This is a genomic window from Vreelandella titanicae BH1 (genome assembly GCF_000336575.1).
In the GTDB taxonomy this organism is placed as follows: Bacteria; Pseudomonadota; Gammaproteobacteria; order Pseudomonadales; family Halomonadaceae; genus Vreelandella; species Vreelandella titanicae.
The window spans coordinates 82,047-103,329 of the sequence record NZ_AOPO01000008.1 but is presented as its reverse complement, the minus strand read 5'-3'; the positions used below and the strand labels follow the sequence as shown (position 1 = coordinate 103,329).

Below are 21,283 nucleotides of genomic sequence, written 5' to 3'. Positions count from 1 at the left end.
CTACCTTATTCAGCGTGGTTCTGAAGGCGCTTAACATCATCAATAGGCAACCCCGTCACCTTGGCTACAAACTGGGGGTCAGCCCCCTCTTGCAGGAGGTTCCGAGCGGTTTCGATTTTACCCTCGATTTTGCCTTTGGCTTCACCTCGCGCTTCCAACTGGGTGGCAATGGTCATAAAGGTATCTCCTATAGGCTGGGGCAAGCGATGGCTCTCTTCAATCAACTGATCAAGGTCAATCACGTTGCCTGTTCCTACCACATAGTTTAGCAAGGTAGCGATGAAATCCAACTGCTGGCGACTGTGCTCGTCAAAGCTCGCGCAGTCACGCAGCCATTCCATCAGGTAAGGATCGATGTGCGGTTCGCGAATGTGCTTTAGTACCCGAGCAACCAAGCCTATCCACTGCTGTTGTTTAGCGCTTCGTCATCAAGCTGATTTACATCCACTAATGGTATTGGCCCCTGGAACAGCGTCTCCATTAGCCCCAGCGGATCTTCAAAGCAGTCAGCAAGATCCATTGAGTAGGGGTAGGGTGTTTGACGGCCGTGGTAGAACACCAGTGCATGAACCGGTGCCAGGGGTTCCTTGGGGCGCTGCTTCAACTGCTTGGTCAGCATCCCAAACAGATAATGCCCGATACGCACGGGCATGTGCGGGTCGGGGCTTGACTGATGTTCGACCAATACAGCTAGATACGCCGGTTGCCCCGCTAATTGACAACGGTACACCAGGTCGGAGACGGTTTCTCGCAGGGCTGAATCGAGGTGGCTATCATGCTCCAGCTTAAGACTGCCTAAATCCAGTGCGGCGCTAATTTTCTTGGGTAAATAATGTTGCATGAACCCCTGCGCGACGGCGTGGTTTTCCATCGCGCTACGAAAGAACCGATCATGGGGATTATGGGGTGGTTTGGAGGTATCAGCCACAAGCAGTTTCCACGTTTCGAACAGATTAGAACCTAAGAATTCTTCCCATTCAGCGACAAAATCCGCTTCGCCAGCGAGATCATCTCCGGGTCGCCGGTGTTCTTTTCCGCCACGTCGGAAAGCTTGATCACCGGCAGCCAGCCCTGCCCTTCCGGGCGCGCCTCGACCATCTTGATCACCATGTTCATCGGCTCAACACCGACATCATTAGTGAAGTTGGTGCCAATACCAAACGCCATGCCGATGCGACCTTTGCAGAAGGTATGTATCCGCTCGACCTTCTCCGGTGTTAGCGCGTCGGAGAAGATAATCGTCTTGCTCAGCGGGTTGATGCCCAGGCGCTCGTAGTGCTCTATGGTCTGGGAGGCAAACTCGATAGGGTCGCCGCTATCATGACGAACGCCATCGAACAGTTTGGCGAACTTCTTATCGAAGCTGTCGTAAAACGCCTTAGAGGTAAAGGTATCTGTTAAGGCGATCCCCAGATCCCCCCGGTACACATCCACCCAATGCTCCAAAGCCAAGCTATTGGCCATTTTGAAACCGAAGCGGGCACCGTGGAACATAAACCACTCGTGGGCGTGGGTGCCGATCGGCTTGACGCCGTGGCGCATGGCCATCAGCACATTGCTGGTACCACTAAACGCCTCGCCGCCGTGGTGGCTAAGCGCGCCGACCACCCGGTCGTGAACGTCAGAAGAGAAGCGCCGCCGGGTGCCAAACTCAGCAATTTTCAGCCCCAAGCGGCGATAGAGTTCGATCTTCTCCTTGGCACGCTGCTCAATCTTCGCATCGGCGTCAGGTGTGATCGTTACGCCACGCAGCCGATACCAGAGCTCGCTGATCAACGCCATCAGCGGCACTTCCCACAGAATAGTGCGGTACCAGGGCCCTTCAATGATCACCGAAAGTTCACTGCCCTGCTGCTCGACGATCACTTCGCTGGGGTTGTAATGAAACCCGGCAAGGAAATCGAGATACGTCGGGTCGAGATAAGGGCACGTGATTTCGAGATAGCGCTTCTCGCCATCGCTCAATCGCAGCGATGCCATCTTATCGACTTCGCGGCGAAGTTCGGCGCCAAAGCCTTCAGGAAAAGCATGCTCGCCACGATTGATAAAGGCGTAGCGCGCATGGGCATAAGGAAAGCGTTTGATCACGGCGTTCTGCATCGTGATCTTATAGAAGTCATTATCCAGCAGCGATGTCAGCATGAGATCCCATCGTTAGAGTGAACCGAAGCCGCCGGTAGCGTAAACTAAAATGCACCTAAAGTGGCTCGGCGATAAGATTATCAGGTGGCGGGGCTGTCATACAGTTAAGGAGCTGACTTCATGCGTATTACCCAAACACATCGCGCAATCATTCTTTCTGGTGTGAGCGAGTTTATTGGTGATTCGGTGGAAACTCATGTGTTTGGTTCAAGGCTAGATGATTCAAAGCGAGGCGGCGGCGTTGATCTACTGTTGATCTCCCAGACAGCGATACCGCCACAGCCTTGTGCTGAACTCAAACAAATACTCGAAGAATACCTCAAACTGCCGGTGGAAATTGTCACCTATGTATCGACTGATGAGCCAAGCCCCACCCAAGCGAGAGTCTTAGCCGAAGCGCGCCCGCTTGGTTAAAGTGGGGAAGCGGCATGAGTCAGGACGTTCTTAGCGACTAACCATATATTAACAACGCTCATACAGCGTGCAAAACGGCAATACACCGGTTTCAGGGTGGCAATTAATATACTCAAATGGCATGCCTTCGGTTAACAGGAAGACTTCATGCCAGGTCACCACTTCACGCTTTTTGCCATATTCCCTATTCTTCGCGATGGCATGGTCATAAATGGCTTTATGGGTAGGATGTGAACTGGCCCAGCTTTCCATCTCCTCCAAAGAAGCAAAGTAAGCATGTACCGAGGTTTCGTAACGCTCGTCACCATTATCATCAAGGTTTGACATGACCCTCAAGCAGAGCGTGCCCGTTTCCTCCTTATGGTCGAGCAAGTACTGCATACCTTCCATCAATTTGGGGCGTAATGACTCCTCGTAGTCGTCAAACTGCTCCTGCTTCGCCTCCCCCCAATACTGACCGGATCGAATCGAGGTCAGGTTATGAGGCACTTGAGCAAACAAACGTCGCCCAAGTGTCGTTTTGCTACCCGGAGCAGGCATCTTCACCTTAAAGGTGCTCGAGAGTGTATCCACCGCAGAGACCGGAAAGCGGTCACGGGCAGCGCCAAAATAGCCGTTGGTAGTCATGGGAACCGCCTTGGTGTCAGGACAACGCCCCAACCCTATTCGATAATTACCTTCTGAGTAGATCGTTTCATGACGGTCATAGTGGACGTGGATGGTCTCCCGCCAATAGCCGAACGTATCGTCAGTGCGCTGTGGCTGTGCCAGCCACTGGATAAACGCAGCATCCCGCAACCACTCCATATAGACCGAAGGATCGGTCCAGTAAGCGACCAGCACCGCATTGGCGTAGCCCGCTTCATCGGTAAAGCGCAGCGTTTCGTGGGCTTCCGGCGCGGAGTCGATAACAAAGGAGTCTCTGATACGGCTGAAAAACGCCGCCTGGTCATCCCAGGCAAGCTCGCGCCCCTGAATGCCAAAATAAACACAGCAGAGTCGATTGACCGGCCGTGTCCAGCGCAATGTATAGCGGGGGGCCGCCGGCTCATGACCGGGTGGCCGCCGCTCGGGTACCACTCGGGGGTAGTCGATATGAAAAGTCATGGCAATACTCCATCTCAACGATGGCTGATCCAGTGGAGCATGAAACAGCCATCGGATGAGTTGATTTCACAGCAAGCTTAAACGTGATCAGTCACTTCTTACCGGCGACTTCGCTTCTGTATCCACATGCAGGCTGAATACATCCGGGCGGGCATAGTGTCCGACCGGGTCGAAATCGAGCTTGCTGCGTACGATGACGTCCTGGGAGACCTCGGCATAGAGGATGCCCTCCTCGTTAAACAGAGGGCCAGCGAGAACTTCCCCCATGGGGCTTACGATCATGCTCGCGCCTCGCATCAGTATCGTTTCCGGCTCACTCGCCGGTGCCAGCAGGCAGTCATAATCGTCGGGAAAATCGCCCCTAGTCAGATACTGGCAGGCGCTCAACACGTAGCAACGTCCTTCAAGAGCGATATGCTGCATGCTGGCCAGCCACGTATCACGGTCATCGGCGGTTGGGGCACAGTAAACATCGACCCCCTTGCCATACATGGCCGAGCGCATCATGGGCATATAGTTTTCCCAGCAAATTACCGCACCCACCGTACCTGCACCGGTCTTGAAAACCGGCAGCGTCGAGCCATCGCCGAACCCCCAGATGATACGCTCACCGCCAGTAGGCATCAGTTTGCGATGTTTGCCCACCAAGCCCTGCTCAGGATCTATATACAGTACCGTGCAATAGAGGGTATAGGCCGTACGCTCAATCACCCCCATGACCACGAAGACGTTATGTGCCTGAGCTGCATCGGTAATCAGGGTCAGCTCCGGCCCATCAAGGTCGATGGCACTTCGGTAGTAGCGCAGAAACTCATCACGTCCCTCCTCGGTTCGTTTGCCTACCGGACTACCGAAGCTTGCACCCTTAGGGTAGCCCCCCAAAAAAGCTTCTGGAAAAACCACCACCGTTGCCTTTTTGGCGGCAGCTTCACTGATTAACCTTGCCCCCTTTTCAGCGGTCAACATAGGGTCAAAGGGATGGGATCCCGCCTGAACGACGGCGACTTTTTTAGTTGATTGCATGAGCAGTTACCTTTTGCGTAGGTTGCTTGCCATAGAGCTGAGCGAACAGCGCATGGTAGTCATTGTCGCCATTCACTGGCGCAGCCTGGGTAAAGCGACTAACAACGGCCACCAACAGGGCATTGACGATGATCGCGCTGATACCCGGGCCAAAGAACAGCGTGAAATCGGTAGCAGCACTCACGAACAGTGTGATGACGCCCGCCACCATCCCGGTTAACGCCCCAGCGGGAGTAATCCAGCGGAAATAGAGCATCCCCAGCGCGGTGGGTACCAGCTGCAAGCCAAGGCTGAAGCCCAGGGAAGCGACGGGCACCAAGTAGCCAGCCCCGGAAGGGCTAAGGGCAAGCACCAGAACAATGCTGGTGATCAGCCCAATGACCACCTTATTGACCAGCCGCAAACGCTTTTCACTCATCTCTTTATCGAAGAACCTGCGCCATACATCCTCAGCCACCAGGCTTGCCGAAGAGAGCAATTGGCTGTTGATGGTAGAAATGGCAGCGGCAAGGATACCAGCGACCACAAAGGAGCCGAGAATGGGGGCATATTCAGCAAAGATCAGGGGCAGAATCGCATCGCTATTGTCTGCCGCCCCTGGCACCAGCCCAGGAATGTTGGCAGAAAGGCCTATCACCAGCGGAATGCAGGCCATCATCCAGGAGTTCCAGAAAGGGGTGAACATGGCCACCTTGCCCAGCACTTTCGCTGAATGCGCCGAGTAGAACTTCTGCCACATATGGGGTAATGCCCAGGCGCCAAAACTCAGCCCGACCCATAACTCCAGCATGGCCACCGGATTGCCTTTATTCGTCAATAGCTGTGGCTCGACTTCGGCCACGTTCTGCAGGAACGACCAGCCGCCCGCTTTACCGATGATGAAGACCGCCGTAAACACCAGTACCGTGGCAAAGAATGTCCCCATAAAGGCATCCGCCCATGCGGTGCCCCTGAAACCCGCCCAGAGCACGATAAAGCCGACCACCACCGAGGTCACGATAACCCCAACGGCATAGGGGATAGCACCGCCGGTCAGGCTTTCCAGGGCACGGGCACTGCCCGTTACCTGAATCAGCATCACCGGAACCAAAGCGATGATACCGACAATGGAAAACAGCAAACGAAGCGTGGGGCTCGAGTAGTAGTGCTCTACCATTTGCCCAGGAGTAATGAAGTTAAAGCGTTTACCGATATACCAAATGCGCGTGCCAAACAGCCAAATAAACACGCTGCCCTGAATGATCGCCCAGGTGGTAAAACCCGCGAACCAGATTCCTTCCCGATAATAGACACCGAATGAACCCAGCAGCGTCCAGGTAGAAAAGTAAGTCGCCCCCATGGACATCAGCAGCAGCGCGGTATTCATGGATCGCCCACCCACGACGTAATCGTCAATGGTCGACGCATTATGCTGCCGGGCACGCAGCGATATCACGACAAAGATAGCGATGAACGCGATCAGTATGATGATAGTGACAGCGGTGCTATTCATGCCCGCCCTCCTTACGTTCAAATGCATCAATACGTTCAGAGAGTGGCTTGAAGTAGAGTGGATAAAGTGCAATGGCACAAAGTGTCAGCACTATATTACAAGTCAATACCCAGGCCAGAGGAAGAGATAGTGGGCCTACCCACACCAGTTCATTGAGAATATTAAAGTAGGGAAGCCAGCTTCCGATAAGTGCCAATATAAGCACTAACCAGAACAACTTCCGATTCATTCCTGTCAACATTTAAGTCACCTTTAAGCGTAGAGCCAAAGCCAACATCTCTTTTTAGCTTTACTTGTTAGTTTTATAACAAACCGTGTTGAGCAAGCGTCTCGAATTTCCTTAAGCTATATTTACAGACCTGTTTACAGACACATATTTATACAAGCCTTCACATAGCTTACTGAGCTCACGATTGTCGCTATCAAGAGATACCCAAGTACTGCATTGCAGTAAGGTAGAGGATAGGGAGCGTCAGAGTATGAGAAAAACGCTATTGTTAGCACGACTCGTTGCCGAAAAGTGAACACCTATCTACATTATTGTTTTAACTAAAAAAACAGGGAACCAACATGCAAATTTCAATGTTCAAGTACTTTTTGACCGTCGCGGAAACGGGGTCGATACGCCAGGCGTCACTCTCCCTTCATGTCAGCGCTTCGGCCATTAGTCGCCAAATCCAGAACCTTGAGCACAGCTTCCAGACAACGCTGTTCGATCGCTGCGCGGATGGGATGCTGCTTACGGAAGAAGGCAGGGTTCTGGCACTCCACATGCAGCGCACCATGCGTGAAATGGAGCTGGCAAGAGCCAAAATAGCCGATATACACGGATTGACGGCAGGCACTGTGAGGTATGCCACTATCGAAGGCGTTGCCAGGGCCTGGCTGTTCCCTGCCATTGCAGAGTTTCAAAAAGCCCATCCACTCGTCGAATTCAAAGGGCGTATTTCAGGGGCAGAGGCCGTCTACCAGGCCCTTGAAAATGATCAGGTGGATTTCGGAATTACCATGCAAGATGACTTCTATCCTGATATCGGTATCGTTGAAAAATTCACGACCCAATTCAAGGCGGCCATGCCTCACCAACACCCATTGGCCAAGCATAGTACGTTGAACCTGAAAGACTTAACCTCTTACGAACTTACAATGCTCGATCCAACGTTTCATACTCGGCGAGCGCTTGATACCTCCCTGTTAAGGCTGGGTCTTACCGCCAGGATTGGCTTCGAACTCGACCACATCGAGTTGATCAAGGTGCACGTCATGCAGACCGGTAACCTCACCATATTACCCGACTACGCGGTGAGCCATGAAGAAAAGCACCAAACCATGGCCATTGTCGATATCGCAGAAAACGAGCTCCCCTCTGCGACGACGATCCTCTGTGTTCGCAGGGGACGTATATTGACTAAAGCAGCCGAGGCAATCATCAATAGCTTACGGGAACGCCCCATTACGCCGCCTTTATAACGACAAATAAAATATATAAAAGACGGCGGTCTCAATGACTAAGCCACGCCAGCTTTATATCTCTGCTCAAGCACACTGGTTAAAATGCACTTTCTAAATTAAGAACCAGAACCTATTCAATAACTGTAAACAATGATGTGTATTTCTTGATTGAATACAGGCAGCCTGAAACAGAGATAGTAACGACTTCCAGAAAAGCCCGACTTCTACCCAGCTACCTTCTCGTGTTCAAATAAGCATTGGACAAGCCTCGTCCTACAGCGCCCTGCCGTGCTGACCAGTGAATACTGCTCGGGATACCGCCATGCCTTCTATCACATCTCTTGACCCCCTGAGCCTCCCGCTCCACGGCAGCCGACTGATAGAGGCAAGCGCGGGCACCGGTAAAACCTTCACCATCGCCCTGCTCTACGTGCGGTTGGTGCTCGGTGGCCACAGCGTTGATGACGACACAGCATTTATCCGCCCGCTCACGCCGCCGGAAATTCTGGTCGTCACCTTCACCAACGCCGCCACCCAAGAGCTACGCGAACGCATCCGCAACCGGTTGGTAGAAGCAGCAGAAGTGTTTCGAGCTGAGGACGTAGAAGGAGGGGCAGATCCACTACTCCTCCAACTCCGCGACCAATACGCCCCTGCCACCTGGCCCGCCTGCTCCCGGCGCCTGGCGCTGGCCGCCGAATGGATGGACGAAGCCGCGGTTTCCACCATCCACAGCTGGTGCTACCGCATGCTGCGCGAACACGCCTTCGACAGCGGCAGCCTGTTCTCCCTCAACCTGGAAAACGACCAGCGCGAACTGGAACAGGAAGTGGTGCGCGACTACTGGCGCAGCTTCTACTACCCGCTGGACAGCGACGCCCTCGGCATTGTCACCCGCTACTGGAAATCACCGGACGACCTGCACGCCCCGCTGCAAAGGCTACTGCCCGAAAGCGAAGCGCTTGGCGGCGCAAAGCCCGAACCCAGCAAGACCCTGGCCGCCACCCAGGCCGAACGCGCCGCCCAGCTCAACGAACTCAAAGCCCCCTGGGCCGCCTGGCTGGACGAACTGGTGCCCGCCCTGGAAGAGGCCGCCACGCGCAAAGCCTTCAAGGGCCAGAGCTTCAACGCCAAAAGCCGCGCCAACTGGCTAGGCGCACTGCGCGAGTGGTGCGAAACGGACGCAGACCGCCCGGCGCTCACCGACGCGGCCTGGAAACGCATGACCCCCGACGGTATGGCGGATATCTGGAAAGAGGGCGCACCACCCTGCCCGCAAGCCTGGGAAGCGCTGGCACAGCTTCCGAAAGCGCTGGATGCCCTGCCCGAGCCGCGCAACGACCTGCTGATTCACGCCGTACAGTGGTGCCGTGCCCGGCTGGAGCGCGAACAGGAACGCCGCGCCGAGATGGGCCCCAACGACCTGCTCACCCATCTGGATCGCGCCCTGAAAGGCCCCAACAAAGAGGCCCTGGCCACGCAGATCCAGCGCCAGTTCCCCGTGGCCCTGATCGACGAGTTCCAGGATACCGACCCGATCCAGTACCGCATCTTCAACGCCGTGTATGACGTCGCAACGCCCCGCCGCGACAGCGCCATCCTGCTGATCGGCGACCCCAAACAGGCGATCTACGCCTTCCGCGGTGCGGATATCTTCACCTACTTACAGGCCCGGCACGACACCGATGGACGCCACGTCACGCTGGGCACCAATTTCCGTTCCAGCCGTGCCATGGTGGCAGCGGTCAACCACTGCTTCAGCTACGCCGACCAGCATGATGCCGGCGCCTTTCTGTTCCGTGCCGATGGCGGCGACAACCCGCTGCCGTTCAACCCCGTCAACGCCAAAGGCACCAAGGAGACGCTGGTACTCAACGGCCAACCGCTAGCAGCGATGACCCTGTGGCCACTGGAAAGCGAAGAGCCGCTCTCCAAAACCGCCTACCAAACCGAGATGGCCGAGCGCTGCGCCTCGCACATGGCCGCGCTACTGGAAGCAGGCCGTCAACAACAGGCGGGCTTTGCGAAGGTCTCTGATGGCGATGACGATAAAGGAGAGCAATCACTCACTCCGCTGGCCCCCTCGGACATGGCGGTGCTGGTCAACGGCCTACAGGAAGCGCGAGCGATTCGACTGGCGCTGGCCAGCCGCGGCATCAAGAGCGTCTACCTTTCCGATCACGACAAGGTATTCAGCTCCCCTATTGCCCCGCAGCTCGCCATTTGGCTGCGCGCCTGCGCCGAGCCCCAGGCCAACTCCCGACAGGCGGAAGCCAAACTGCGCGCCGCCCTGGCAACATCAGTACTTGGGCTGAGCCTTGAAGAACTCGACCACCTCAACCAGAGCGAGCTGGCCTGGGAAGCGCGGGTCGAGCAGTTCAGCGACTACCATCGCCTGTGGCAGCGCCAGGGCGTGCTGCCGCTGGTGCGCCGCTTGATGGTCGATTTTGATATCGCCGCACGGCTGTTGGGCGAGTTTGCCGAGGGTGAGCGTTTGCTAACCGACCTGCTCCACCTGGGTGAAATGCTGCAGCATGCCAGCCAGGAACTGGATGGTGAACACGCGCTGATTCGCTTTCTGGCGGAAGCTATTGCCGACCCGGATAGCCACGGCGACAGCCACAAGCTACGCCTGGAGAGCGATGCCGATCTGGTCAAGGTAGTGACCATTCACAAATCCAAGGGGCTGGAGTACCCGCTGGTGTTCCTGCCGTTTATCGCCAACCACCGCCCGGTCAGCGACACCGACCTGCCGCTGCGCTGGCACGATGGCGACGGCACGCTGCAACTCAGCCTGAGCGCCGATGAAGCCACGCTGGCCACCGCCGACCGCGAACGCCTCGGCGAAGACCTGCGTAAGCTCTACGTGGCGCTCACCCGCGCCCGCCACGCCACCTGGCTGGGGCTGGCACCGCTAAAAGGCAGCGAGAACAGCGCCATCGGCCACCTGATCAACGGCGGCAAAGCCATCGCCCCCAGCGCGTTTACCCACGCGCTTGGCGAACTAGTAGGAGGCAGCGATATCGAGCTAAGTGCCGCCCCGGAACCCACCGCGCTGCGCTTCACCCCGGCGCCGGAACAGCAGGCACTGGGCCACGCCCGCACCCCGTTACGCCCCGCCCGAGAACAGTGGTGGATCGCCAGTTACTCAGCGCTGCGTACCTCAGGGGCTGTCTCTGAAACGATGCCAGGCGCGGCGCAGCCAACGCCCACGCCAGAACCCACCACGCCCCAGGAGGCCACCACCCTGGAAGTGTTGGACGAGCCCCACGACAACGCCATCAACACCGAAGCTTTTCATTTGCATAGATTTCCGCGTGGCCCCGGCCCCGGCACCTTTCTGCACGGGCTTTTAGAGTGGGCGGGCCAGCTAGGCTTTAACAGCGCTTTGGAAGACCCCGCCGCCCGGGAAGATATGCTGCGGCGGCGCGTGCAGCTGCGCGGCTGGCAGGCATGGCACGACACCCTGGCGGGCTGGCTTGAAGAACTGCTCGCCACACCGCTTCCCCTGCCTCACTCTCTATCACTGGCGCCGTCACAGCCCAGCGAAGGCAGCCAGGTGGCGCTATGTGAACTCGAAAGCTATCAAGTGGAATTGGAGTTCTGGTTTGCCGCGCACCAGGTACAAACGCGCAAGCTGGATGAGCTGGTCAGTGACCACTTACTGCCAGGGGTATCACGCCCCGTATTGGATGCCGACACCCTCAACGGTATGCTCAAGGGCTTTATCGACCTCGCCTTTGAGCATGAAGGCCGCTTCTACGTGCTCGACTGGAAATCCAACTATCTGGGTAGCGACGACAGCGCCTACACCGCTGACGCCTTGCGTGATGCCATGCTCGAAAAACGCTACGACCTGCAAGCAGCGCTGTATATGCTCGCCCTCCACCGGCTGCTGAAAGCGCGCCTGCCCGACTACGACCCGCACCAGCACCTGGGCGGCTCGATGACGGTATTTCTGCGTGGCAGCCGCACCACCGCCCGCGGCGTACACGCCGTGCCAGCGCCGGTTGCGCTGATCGAAGCGCTGGATGCACTCTTTACAGGCACAGCGGCAGACACCGCAGTAACAAACCAGGAAGCGGTAGTATGAGTAAGCGTGACTTAGCCTCCAAGAGCGGGGGCTCCATGAACCTTGACCTGTTCGCCGATGACGCTCCGCCCGCGGCACCTGATTCACCCGCATCGGCAGCACCACCGACAGAATCAGCCGCCCAGCCGCACCCCGCGCTAAGCGATACCGCCGCGCTATTTCTACTGTGTGAGCGCTGGGTTTCCCGTGGCTGGCTGCGGGATCTGGATCTGGCGCTGGTACGCTTTCTCGACCGCGAAACCCAGAACGCCCCGCCGCTGCTACTGCTGGGCGCGGCGCTTGCCAGCCACCAGCTTGGCCGTGGCCATGTGTGCCTGGATTTAGCCGCCACGCTGGAAGCCCCAGATTTTGCGCTTTCGCTGCCCCCAGAAGGCGACGACCTGAACGACCCGCCGCCGCTACCCAGCCATGTGCTGGCCACGCTAACGCTGAGTGAATGGCAGGCCGCGCTCAACCACCCCACACTGATCAGCAACGGCCCCGGTAATACACCCCTGGTAGTGAGCCACAGCGGCAACACCAGCAAACTCTACCTGCGCCGCTACTGGCAGTTCGAGCAAACCCTGCACCAGGAAATCGCCGCCCGATTAGCCACCGCAGAACTGGATAAAACTGGTGGAAGGTCGCTTCAAAGCGGCAGTAATGAAGCCACTCCAGAACATGCAGATGTTTGTGGGAGGGAGCTTCAGCTCGCGAAGGGTGACGATAGTCACCCCCAAATATTCAAAGATGCCCTAGATACCCTATTCCCCGCCAGCAACAGCATAGACTGGCAAAAAACCGCCTGCGCCCTCGCCGCCCTAAGCCCGTTCGCAATCATCACCGGCGGCCCCGGCACCGGCAAAACCACCACAGTCGTGCGCCTGCTAGCCCTGCTGCAAACCCTACAACTGGCCCAGCCCAACGCCCACCCGCTACGCATTCGCCTGGCCGCCCCCACCGGCAAAGCCGCCGCACGGCTGAATGAATCCATCGCCGGGCAGGTGGAACTGCTACCCACAGAGAAGCTTGCCGCCTTGTGGGAGGGAGCTTCAGCTCGCGAAGATTCAAGCACTGACCAACTACAAGCAGCCATACCAACTGAGGTCACCACACTTCACAGGCTTTTAGGTGCCAGAGCCGACACCCGCCACTTCCGCCACAACGCCGCCAACCCACTGGCGCTGGATGTGCTAGTGGTAGATGAAGCCTCGATGGTAGATATCGAAATGATGACGGCGCTGCTCAGCGCCCTGCCCGCCAGCGCCAAGCTGGTGCTGCTGGGGGATAAAGACCAGCTGGCATCCATAGAAGCAGGTGCCGTGCTGGGTGACCTATGCCGCCGTGCCGACGCCGCCCACTACACCCCGGCCACGGCGCAGTGGCTAGCCGAACTCACCGACCACCCGCTACCGGAGGTATTAATCGACCCGGACGGCCAGCCGCTTGATCAAGCCATTACCATGCTACGGGTAAGCCACCGCTTTACTGAAACAAGCGGCATCGGCCAGCTCGCCCAGGCGATTAACCAGCCGCTAAGTGAGGCATTGCGGGAACGGAATAAACACAAAGCCGTGCATGGCGTCCTGAATAACGGCTACGCCGACCTGCACCACCTGGTGTTAAAGCCTGACGCACAAAACGAAGATAGCGCCCTAGAGCGCCTGGTGATCACCGGCAGCCCGCAACGTTTTCCCAACGCAGGCGAAGGCCGCACCAATTTCAAGGGCGAGCCAATGGCACCGCCCACCGGCTACCAGCACTACCTGAATACCCTGGCGGGTGAACGGCCTGATACATCGCTAGCGTTTGAAGAGAACGGGGAAGCTTACGATGCCTGGGCGAAGCAAGTGCTGAGCGCCTACAGCCGCTTTCAGCTACTGTGTGCACTACGCAAAGGCCCCTGGGGAGTAGAAGGCTTAAACCTGCGCATCGCCAAAACATTGCGCCGCGAAAAGCTGCTGTTCGGCAACGACCACACGTTAGAGAAAGGCTGGTTTGAAGGCCGCCCGGTGCTAGTCACCCAAAACGACTACGGCCTGAAACTGATGAACGGCGATATCGGCATCTCTCTCGCCGTGCCTGATCCTCGCACGCCGGGTAAATCATTACTGCGCGTCGCCTTTCCGACCAGTGACGCAGAAAACCCCATCCACTGGGTACTGCCTTCCCGCCTGCACGCGGTAGAAACCGTGTTCGCGATGACGGTACACAAATCCCAAGGCTCGGAGTTCCAGCACACCGCCCTACTGCTACCGCAAACGCCCAACCCGATTCTTACCCGCGAGTTGGTCTACACCGGCATCACCCGTGCCCGCGACTGGCTCACGCTGATCGAAGCTAAACGCGGGATATTGAATGATGCGGTTACTAGGGAGGTTATGAGGGTTAGTGGGGTAAAAGGCATCAACAGCTAATTCATCATTTAATAAGTTTAGCTGAAATAAATTACCAAGGATTTTTTTGAAATTATGAATAATTACAACAAAGATAATGAAATAGTTTATATAAGCCAAGAAGACTGGGGAGAGGCATTAGCACTTAGAACCCATTTAGGCGTTATTCTTAAAACTGCATACACATTTTCTGGTGAAGAGCTCGTCGGCAAGCAGCCCCTTCAAATAGACTCAGGTCAACTACTTTTAGCCGCAGCATCGCTTAGAGCATTGATCTTCGATAGTGCAGCACCCCCCCTTCTAGTTTCTTTTATTGAAAAACATAATATCGAATTCATCATAAATTCCTTTGAAGGGGATTTTGCAATGCTATTTTATTCTCAGAACAAACCTGAGAAACACGGCCATTTAGCTCATTTTTTACTATCATTTATTGTTTTAGAAGAATTTCAGAAAAAATTTTCAATAGATACTAAAGAAGAGTTCTTTCTCTCTACTGAAGATCTTGCTCCCGACTCCTTGAAGTATAGGTTCGATGTTTGGGTACCTAGAGACAGGAACTCAGATCATTCAGGCGTAACATTAGCCAACGGCACACAGTTTTCACAAATCTGCCATATAACCAGAAAACATGTCACAATCGATAATTGGAAACATTTAAAAATGGGATTCCTTAAAGATATTCCTATCAAAAGAGAAAGAATTATAGATTACGTCGCCAATAAGCTAGGCGGCGTACATTTTGACAAGTCTCATCATACAAAGGATGAAAAACGCCAAAACGAATTTAGATTAATTTCTCAAGCTTTTAACTGGGAAAATCAAGCAATAATGCATGGAGCTATCGTCGCGACAGCAATTTGTGTTATTGAACTGGCTACATGTCCTAAAATTATTGAAATATATGATCAACTTCTTAGTATTGATAATAAACGTAGAAATCGGTTAATGGCTGGCGAACCAATCCCTCAAAATAAATAGAAAAACAAATCACATAATCAAAAATTGATCAGGTTGTGGCGTAACTCCGCCAAATGTGCCACTTCTCCCAAGCTGCGGGCATCATAGGCTGTTCCAGATAAACGGCAATCAGTATCGATTCGCTGAGTGTGATGACTTCCTCCATGGCCAGCAAGGAAATGCGCGCCGCAGGGTTTACCACCAACAGCTCGGAGTTTCGGCCCAAGAGTTGCGCCATTTGAACGTAATGACATCACCCGCGCCCGCGATTGGCTCACTCTGATCGAAGCCAAACACGGGATATTAGTGAGGCGGTGACGGGAGAGGTTATGAGGGTGAGTGGGTTCGGGAGGTTGTAATCAAAACCGACATTACCGTTGGTGGTGCCTGCTTTCGGCCAGGAGCTGTCATTCAGGCAAAGCTGATATAACGCCTAAATCAGGTGCGCTGTAGGCGTCACCTGGATTTATTTGTTAGGTGCATGTTGACTTCTAATGTGGACGCTACGTTTGGAAAGAAAAACTTTAAACCGCTCAATCAGATTGTAATCAACTAACTCAGGCCTGCCAAAACTTCCTTTGAGGATCATTATAAACTCTCGTAAATCGAAGACATGGAAAAAATTATTTGTTTCTTTAACAGCCTTAATCAGATCTTTTTCAACATCGCTCCAGTCACCACTGTGGCCAAGTTCTGTGACAAGAACAATACAGTGTACGGGGTTCATCCTTTCAGGCTTTATCTCTTTACCTTGAGCATCAAAGATTCTTTCTCCTCGCTTCAGGGCTTTTGATGATCCTACAAGCTGCTTTATTGCCTTCCTTGCTTGTTTCTGGACACCTTTCACCCTTCTTTCTATCGTTCTATTAAAACCTGAATCCAAAATTGACAAATCTTTGGCTTCAATAAGAAAGCTACCATATTCATGGAAAGCTAGCACATCAGTCAGTTCTCGCTGACTTTCCCCGATTTCGACGATTGGAGATTTGTATAGTGTGAATGGAAATACAGATTCCAGACTTGCCCAAATTGCACGTTCAAATATCTCGCCCTCATCTTTGTCGTTCAATTGAATTGACTGCGATTCCTTAAGGCCAATGAAAAGATTATCTGTTGAGTGCCATTCCTCTACCTCTGGCTCCATAGATGCTACAGGGATATCAGAAGTATTTTCATAAGATACGGTTTTGTCGAAAGTGAAGCAGAAGCAATCCAATATATGTGATGCTTTTGAATCAAATGGGCCTGTATACAACCTATTTGCATCAAGAATTAGTGATTCGAAATTTTTAGCCGCTTTTGAGTCAATCAAAAGGCTTGACCACCCAATGCAAATATCCATTTCATTAAATAAGAAAATGGGGGAGCTTTTCTCAGTTAATAATCGCGATAGAGCAATATGTTCTTCTCTATATCTTTGAACACCGGAAACTAATAGAGGAGAACCAGGTGCGTCATATATACGGACACCACTGCATAATATTGTTTCCTTCAGACCTATAAGAATCTCTATCTTGCATCCTGAAATTATTGCTTTCAGTGAAGGAGTAGGCGCCTTGATTAGTACTGCAATTTCCTTCCCTTCATTAGCTGGCACTATCCAAAGAGATGCTTGTTCCGAGCGCATCTCATCACTCACTCTTTCACTCGGTATATGCATAATACACCTTACACCTAACAGGTATTAGACTGCCTATATTATGATTGAATGAACGCGCTGGCACTTTTTCCCGGCAAATGCAGCCTGCCAGATTCTCCCAAGCCTGTGATTCTTTGGTCTATTAATTTCCATTAGGCCGTATAGCCAAAATTCGCGCTCCTACTGCATTTCCAAGAATGAACGCTCAGAGTCGAGCCCTGACCATGAATTAACCTTAGCACATGACGAGCGTGAATTGAGCCATTCTTTGACCTCCACCTGTTAGAGGATCATGCCATGAACGTTCCGACTGAAATCTCATTTACACCTTGGAATAAAGGCAAGTTGGTTGGGCAGAAGGCGCCTCTGCGCCTTCGAGATATCTGGGCCATACGTGTGCGCCTACAGCTTGCCAAAAAGACGAGAAACCTTGCCCTCTTCAATTTAGTCATTGATAGCAAATTACGGGGCTGCGACCTTGTCAATTTACGAGTCCGGGATATAGCCCATGGTGCGTGCATATCCCCACGAGCCATCGCGATGCAGCAAAAAACGCATCGACCTGTCCAGTTCGAAATAACCGAGCAACTCACATCGCTATTCTCAACTGGATACAGCTTGCTCAGCTCCGCGAGGACTTCTTTTTTCCCAGCCGAATCAATAGCGCATAGCATCTATCAACGCGCCAATATGCCCGTATTATGAAAGCCTGGGTTACCGAAATAGGCCTAGATGCGTCAATTTATGGCACGCACACGATGCGTCGTACAAAAGCTTCGTTGATATATCGTCGCACGAAAAACTTAAGGGCGGTGCAACTGCCCCTGGACCATATGAGGCTGGAAAGCACCGTCAGATATTTTGGGATTGAAGTAGATAATGCTTTGGAAATGACAGAACAGACAGAAGTCTGATATAGACAAACGACGGTCGATATAGGGCCGTCGTTACCAGGCCAAGAAGTTAATTTAGATAGATTTTATATAACGCCTGCAGCACGCGCTATTTTGAAGTGGAGGCAAAGCCGAAGCTGAAAAGCCGTCGCGATGCCTGCGATTGTTAGGATTGTTCGTCAAATAAGTCCTCATTATTAATAACTCTAAATTTTCTTGGGTCAACTAAAAATGCTGACCTAGGAGTAACATGAAGGTCTCCTTGACATGCAACTGGGTATCCAGGTTTATGTGCCTTTACAGCTTCCCAATAATCGTCAAGGCTCAACTGAACGGATATATTTTTAGCAGCTCCGTTGACGATTGAGCTCACTCTTATGACTCCATAGTCTTCGGTAGGCTCATGATCCATCCTAATAACTAAACCACGGGCCTCATAGTTTTGAATAACAAAATTACCTTTATAATAGTCTGACGCGGTGCTCAATATAGGGATGTGACTTGAGGCGAATCTATGGCTTCTAAGAATGCCTTGAGAGTCCATTTCTGATGCTGCAAACTCAATAGATATTTCTATGTCCCTAGAATTTGAAGTTCCACTCATGCCAATTATTGCATCGCATAGATTTGCACTCACGCCGCTGGACACCGCACTTTCAAATGAGATCAGATCTTTTGTCTTCTCATAATTCTCAACCGCAACCCTTGTAGCTTGTAAGCTTCTCGCCAAATTATTGCTTATTGACCTAGTAATTGAACAATCAGCTTCAGGGATTTCTTTTTCTGAAAAATGACTGATAGGTGCAATTACGTTGACTATGTAACTACCGCGCTCAGTTTGGCCAAACCGCAATGTGTCAATAAACTCCCTTACTGCCGCAGGCCAACTGCCCGAAAAAAATCGTTTTTTCTTAAAGGTTGACAAAGTAGATGAAACCAATAATTCTTTTGCTTTTTCAAATAAGAGAACACCATCATCAATTGGTATAACTCCACCATCAACATCAGGACTTATAACTCGAATTTTTACTATATCAGAATCAAAGTTACCAACATCATTAATGATTTTTGAAGCCGTCCTATTCTCATATTCAGATAAAAAGTGAATCGCCTCGTACAATCTTTGAGAATAATCTTTAAGGTCTTGATTGATTGGTTGTAAAATTTCTAGATCAAAATACTTTTCTTCTGGCCTGTGCCAGACTTTCGCTTTATCACTGATGGAGCATGCCTCTATCCATCCGGTTGAGAGCAGATACGCCTCAAGACGAGTTGGATTGATATCTTTGACAATCGAATTAATATCGAAGAATGTCATGCGACCTGCCTCGCATTAGCTATATCGATCAAACTCAGAATACTGTGAGAGGTAAGCCTTTGTGACCTTGGTATATTCAGTGTTACTTTTGAGTTGTTAGTTACAGTAGGCATTCTTTGCAATGAGTGCCAATAACAACAATGTTTTATTATGCTAGACGTTGGCTGGTGTATTAACCACTCTTCACAATTTTCCGGAACCACCAGGACAAATAAAAATCTGGGGCAAAGAATATTGTCTCCCCTCAAATCATTGTAATTTTTCAAAGGAAGTCTGAATTTAAAAAAATCATCATCTCCATCATTGTTGGCCGTACACTTTAGTTGAACATCGATCTGTGGGTTTCGAATACCTGTGCGATAACCTCGACCTCGTATGATGACGTCAATACTGTCATCATCTACATCAGGCTCAGCGCTTCTGAGACCGGATTGAGCGGCCAATGCTTTCACAAAGGCTTTGCTGAATAGTTCTTTTTTTTGATTATCATCCATTTTTCAGCTCGTACTCAAAATACTAACGCTTTGGCTTTGCGGCGCACCGAAGCGCCAGCGTAGGTGCGTCCGAAAACAGCTTTTTATTAGGCATTCTAACTTCCGCCATTCTCTGCCTCTTTGACTGACATAAGCGAACGCATGAGCAAAAAATCATCCGGTGCGATAAAGCCTAGCTCTCCGTCATCCTTCACAAATCCTTGTGCCAGCCTCTCATGACTTAGCGTACTTGGCTTTAACGGGTGCTTAGCAAACGGATTGTGTAACACGCATAAACCGTCCAAAAGGTGCTCAAAATACTCAGATTTTGGGGACTGCATTATAATTGGATGAAGTGAACCAGGGTTTGGGTGATAGGTCGTATATACGGTCTTTGCAGAAGGGTTATCGGCTAATGCCCTTACTTTTCCCCAGGTCGCAAGGCTACTGAAAATTACGGCACTAACGTCAGAATAATCTGGAGAACAAAAGTAGCCTAGATCTATAGTCGCGCTCTCATTTTTTAATACGCCGCTTACATTATAACTGACCATCTCATTCAAGCCTGAAGCTATCGTTTGTTCTTCGTCATGATATAGACCGTACAATGCGCTAATAATGGGCCGAAATGCAGACATATGAGAGAACGGTCTATCAAATGACGCGATAGCTAGAACGAACGGCTTGTTTTCGCATTGACTTAACTTTGAGTACCTTTCCCTCAGTCTTTTAACTTTCGAAGTGAAGCTATTGCATAGCCTTATGGTTGCGTCCTGGTTAAATCGATTAAAGTCACTTGGCAAGGAATCCATTGAATACCCATGCGCTGGCTGTCCACCCATTGGAGGTGCCGAGATGGTAGCCTCTATGCAAAAAGGCTCTTCTACGTCGACTACGAAATCTGGTGCTGAATAGCTAAAATCAATGTTAGCTCCGAGTTCTCTCAGAAAAGCATGGAGATACAGCTCCCACAGACAAGGCTCAAAGCTTGTCTGGAACTCGTGACAGAACTTTCCGTCTCGATCTTCGAAACCATCCGACCATTCAAGCAAGACCTTTCGCTCGGCCTCATAGCCCCCATCTCGAATCATCTGATAGACCGGGTGTTGAGCCTCTTTTTTAGATACATCCTTGAACAACGGGAGTTCTGACATAATTTTTGCCTAACAGTTTATTAGTGCACATGCTCGTTTTTCTGGCAACCAAATCTCTAACTATTTAGCTCTAATGTTCTCAGCATTAAAAAAATTCTCGCCTGAGCGATACACTTTGCCAGGAAAAGGCGCATTGTACATTAACTTTATCGTCATCTTTTCAAAGTTGCGTACAAACATACAGCGCCTTCTCATAAACCATTGTTTTACCAATATTTACAAGGTTTTTGCCCAAAAATATGAGCACGCATATCACAGGCCCTACCAGAGAATGCTCTTTGTGAGCTAAAAGGCTCCGTGAATGTGCGATCTCTGCAAATGGCCGCTTTCGGTCGAAAGGCCTCATTCGCTCTCTTCCTCACCAAACGCCACCCTACCCGCTATCACTTCTATCATCCCTTCAATCGGATGCTCGTAGCTCCAGGCAATATCTTTATGGGCGCCCAGCGAGAAATACACAGTGTCGCCTTTAAACGGGCAGTGGGTCGTCGTTTCTGAGGTGGTAAGCAAATCCATCCGCACGTCTTCGCGTGGGAAGTAGTGGCGTGGTGAGTAGCCAGTTTCGCGGAGTTCGAAGGCTTGGCTGGAGTCGGCAAGCAACTTGCCACCCACATGCACCTGCACACGTTGGCTAACGGGGTGAAACTCGATGCGAGGTGCCTGTGGCATTAGGTTGTTCCCTGCGGCTTTTATAGCTCTAGTAAAATGAGCCTAGCAGCTAAGTCCGTTGAATCCCATGCTCTCCTCA

20 protein-coding genes and 1 pseudogene are annotated in these 21,283 nt (G+C 52.2%); 7 read left to right on the top strand and 14 right to left on the bottom strand.

Annotated elements, in window-relative coordinates:
* Nucleotides 1-5: 5 nt before the first annotated feature.
* The 3 genes from HALTITAN_RS15170 to pncB are packed head-to-tail and all read right to left on the bottom strand — an operon-like array spanning nucleotide 6 to nucleotide 2,142.
* On the bottom strand, nucleotides 6-395 hold the full coding sequence (locus tag HALTITAN_RS15170; protein ID WP_039859663.1) for an RpnC/YadD family protein: 390 nt from the start codon (nucleotides 393-395) through the stop codon (nucleotides 6-8).
* A gap of 2 nt (nucleotides 396-397) precedes the next feature.
* A complete protein-coding gene (locus HALTITAN_RS15165; protein ID WP_051052077.1) occupies nucleotides 398-928 on the bottom strand; it encodes an Rpn family recombination-promoting nuclease/putative transposase in 531 nt (176 codons plus the stop codon).
* Between the two features lie 32 nt (nucleotides 929-960).
* Nucleotides 961-2,142 (bottom strand): nicotinate phosphoribosyltransferase, encoded by a 1,182-nt coding sequence (gene pncB, locus HALTITAN_RS15160; RefSeq protein ID WP_009287630.1) that lies wholly within the window; start codon nucleotides 2,140-2,142, stop codon nucleotides 961-963.
* Nucleotides 2,143-2,262: 120 nt separating this feature from the next.
* On the opposite strand from pncB, the gene HALTITAN_RS15155 reads away from it, so the two are divergent.
* The gene (locus HALTITAN_RS15155) at nucleotides 2,263-2,556 is read left to right on the top strand and encodes a nucleotidyltransferase domain-containing protein (protein WP_027960116.1); all 294 of its coding nucleotides are present in this window, start codon (nucleotides 2,263-2,265) and stop codon (nucleotides 2,554-2,556) included.
* A gap of 48 nt (nucleotides 2,557-2,604) precedes the next feature.
* Here the strand turns inward: HALTITAN_RS15155 and HALTITAN_RS15150 are convergent, their stop codons facing one another.
* The 4 genes from HALTITAN_RS15150 to HALTITAN_RS25405 all read right to left on the bottom strand — a co-directional run bounded on the left by HALTITAN_RS15150 (nucleotide 2,605) and on the right by HALTITAN_RS25405 (nucleotide 6,407).
* The gene (locus HALTITAN_RS15150; protein ID WP_039859662.1) at nucleotides 2,605-3,663 is read right to left on the bottom strand and encodes a phenylacetaldoxime dehydratase family protein; all 1,059 of its coding nucleotides are present in this window, start codon (nucleotides 3,661-3,663) and stop codon (nucleotides 2,605-2,607) included.
* Between the two features lie 87 nt (nucleotides 3,664-3,750).
* Nucleotides 3,751-4,686 (bottom strand): carbon-nitrogen hydrolase family protein, encoded by a 936-nt coding sequence (locus tag HALTITAN_RS15145; RefSeq protein WP_009287628.1) that lies wholly within the window; start codon nucleotides 4,684-4,686, stop codon nucleotides 3,751-3,753.
* Nucleotides 4,673-6,178 (bottom strand): sodium:solute symporter family protein, encoded by a 1,506-nt coding sequence (locus HALTITAN_RS15140; RefSeq protein WP_039859660.1) that lies wholly within the window; start codon nucleotides 6,176-6,178, stop codon nucleotides 4,673-4,675. The genes HALTITAN_RS15145 and HALTITAN_RS15140 overlap by 14 nt, the downstream gene beginning before the upstream one ends.
* Entirely contained in the window at nucleotides 6,171-6,407 is a 237-nt protein-coding gene (locus HALTITAN_RS25405) for a hypothetical protein (RefSeq protein ID WP_152419277.1), read from the bottom strand. The genes HALTITAN_RS15140 and HALTITAN_RS25405 overlap by 8 nt, the downstream gene beginning before the upstream one ends.
* A gap of 341 nt (nucleotides 6,408-6,748) precedes the next feature.
* On the opposite strand from HALTITAN_RS25405, the gene HALTITAN_RS15130 reads away from it, so the two are divergent.
* From HALTITAN_RS15130 to HALTITAN_RS15115, 4 genes are all read left to right on the top strand, one after another.
* On the top strand, nucleotides 6,749-7,648 hold the full coding sequence (locus HALTITAN_RS15130) for a LysR family transcriptional regulator (RefSeq protein WP_009287626.1): 900 nt from the start codon (nucleotides 6,749-6,751) through the stop codon (nucleotides 7,646-7,648).
* 304 nt (nucleotides 7,649-7,952) lie between these two features.
* Entirely contained in the window at nucleotides 7,953-11,723 is a 3,771-nt protein-coding gene (gene recB / locus HALTITAN_RS15125; RefSeq protein WP_039859657.1) for an exodeoxyribonuclease V subunit beta, read from the top strand.
* Nucleotides 11,724-11,758: 35 nt separating this feature from the next.
* Nucleotides 11,759-14,119: an exodeoxyribonuclease V subunit alpha gene (gene recD / locus HALTITAN_RS15120; RefSeq protein WP_039859711.1), complete on the top strand. Its 2,361-nt coding sequence runs from the start codon at nucleotides 11,759-11,761 to the stop codon at nucleotides 14,117-14,119.
* Between the two features lie 54 nt (nucleotides 14,120-14,173).
* Nucleotides 14,174-15,079, top strand: coding sequence for a hypothetical protein (locus HALTITAN_RS15115; protein ID WP_009287625.1), 906 nt, complete (start codon nucleotides 14,174-14,176; stop codon nucleotides 15,077-15,079).
* A gap of 28 nt (nucleotides 15,080-15,107) precedes the next feature.
* Here HALTITAN_RS15115 and HALTITAN_RS25590 read toward each other — a convergent pair whose 3' ends face one another.
* A complete protein-coding gene (locus HALTITAN_RS25590) occupies nucleotides 15,108-15,284 on the bottom strand; it encodes a hypothetical protein (RefSeq protein WP_161609184.1) in 177 nt (58 codons plus the stop codon).
* 240 nt (nucleotides 15,285-15,524) lie between these two features.
* Nucleotides 15,525-16,697 (bottom strand): nuclease-related domain-containing protein, encoded by a 1,173-nt coding sequence (locus HALTITAN_RS15105; RefSeq protein WP_152419276.1) that lies wholly within the window; start codon nucleotides 16,695-16,697, stop codon nucleotides 15,525-15,527.
* A gap of 297 nt (nucleotides 16,698-16,994) precedes the next feature.
* On the opposite strand from HALTITAN_RS15105, the gene HALTITAN_RS15100 reads away from it, so the two are divergent.
* On the top strand, nucleotides 16,995-17,402 hold the full coding sequence (locus HALTITAN_RS15100; protein WP_425543010.1) for a site-specific integrase: 408 nt from the start codon (nucleotides 16,995-16,997) through the stop codon (nucleotides 17,400-17,402).
* Nucleotides 17,399-17,500, top strand: a pseudogene (locus tag HALTITAN_RS26455) (integrase); the annotation flags it as partial. The gene HALTITAN_RS15100 and the pseudogene HALTITAN_RS26455, both read left to right, overlap by 4 nt.
* Here the strand turns inward: HALTITAN_RS26455 and HALTITAN_RS26450 are convergent.
* The 5 genes from HALTITAN_RS26450 to HALTITAN_RS15075 all read right to left on the bottom strand — a co-directional run bounded on the left by HALTITAN_RS26450 (nucleotide 17,501) and on the right by HALTITAN_RS15075 (nucleotide 21,204).
* Entirely contained in the window at nucleotides 17,501-17,620 is a 120-nt protein-coding gene (locus HALTITAN_RS26450; RefSeq protein ID WP_459170891.1) for a hypothetical protein, read from the bottom strand.
* A 136-nt stretch (nucleotides 17,621-17,756) separates the two neighbouring features.
* Nucleotides 17,757-18,908 carry a hypothetical protein gene (locus tag HALTITAN_RS15095; RefSeq protein ID WP_009287623.1) on the bottom strand — a complete coding sequence of 384 codons (1,152 nt, stop codon included), beginning with the start codon at nucleotides 18,906-18,908 and terminating at the stop codon, nucleotides 17,757-17,759.
* Nucleotides 18,905-19,402 (bottom strand): DUF4365 domain-containing protein, encoded by a 498-nt coding sequence (locus HALTITAN_RS15090; RefSeq protein ID WP_039859653.1) that lies wholly within the window; start codon nucleotides 19,400-19,402, stop codon nucleotides 18,905-18,907. The genes HALTITAN_RS15095 and HALTITAN_RS15090 overlap by 4 nt, the downstream gene beginning before the upstream one ends.
* Before the next feature lie 95 nt (nucleotides 19,403-19,497).
* Nucleotides 19,498-20,535 carry a hypothetical protein gene (locus tag HALTITAN_RS15085; RefSeq protein WP_009287622.1) on the bottom strand — a complete coding sequence of 346 codons (1,038 nt, stop codon included), beginning with the start codon at nucleotides 20,533-20,535 and terminating at the stop codon, nucleotides 19,498-19,500.
* 342 nt (nucleotides 20,536-20,877) lie between these two features.
* On the bottom strand, nucleotides 20,878-21,204 hold the full coding sequence (locus tag HALTITAN_RS15075) for a DUF427 domain-containing protein (RefSeq protein WP_039859650.1): 327 nt from the start codon (nucleotides 21,202-21,204) through the stop codon (nucleotides 20,878-20,880).
* Nucleotides 21,205-21,283 lie beyond the last annotated feature (79 nt).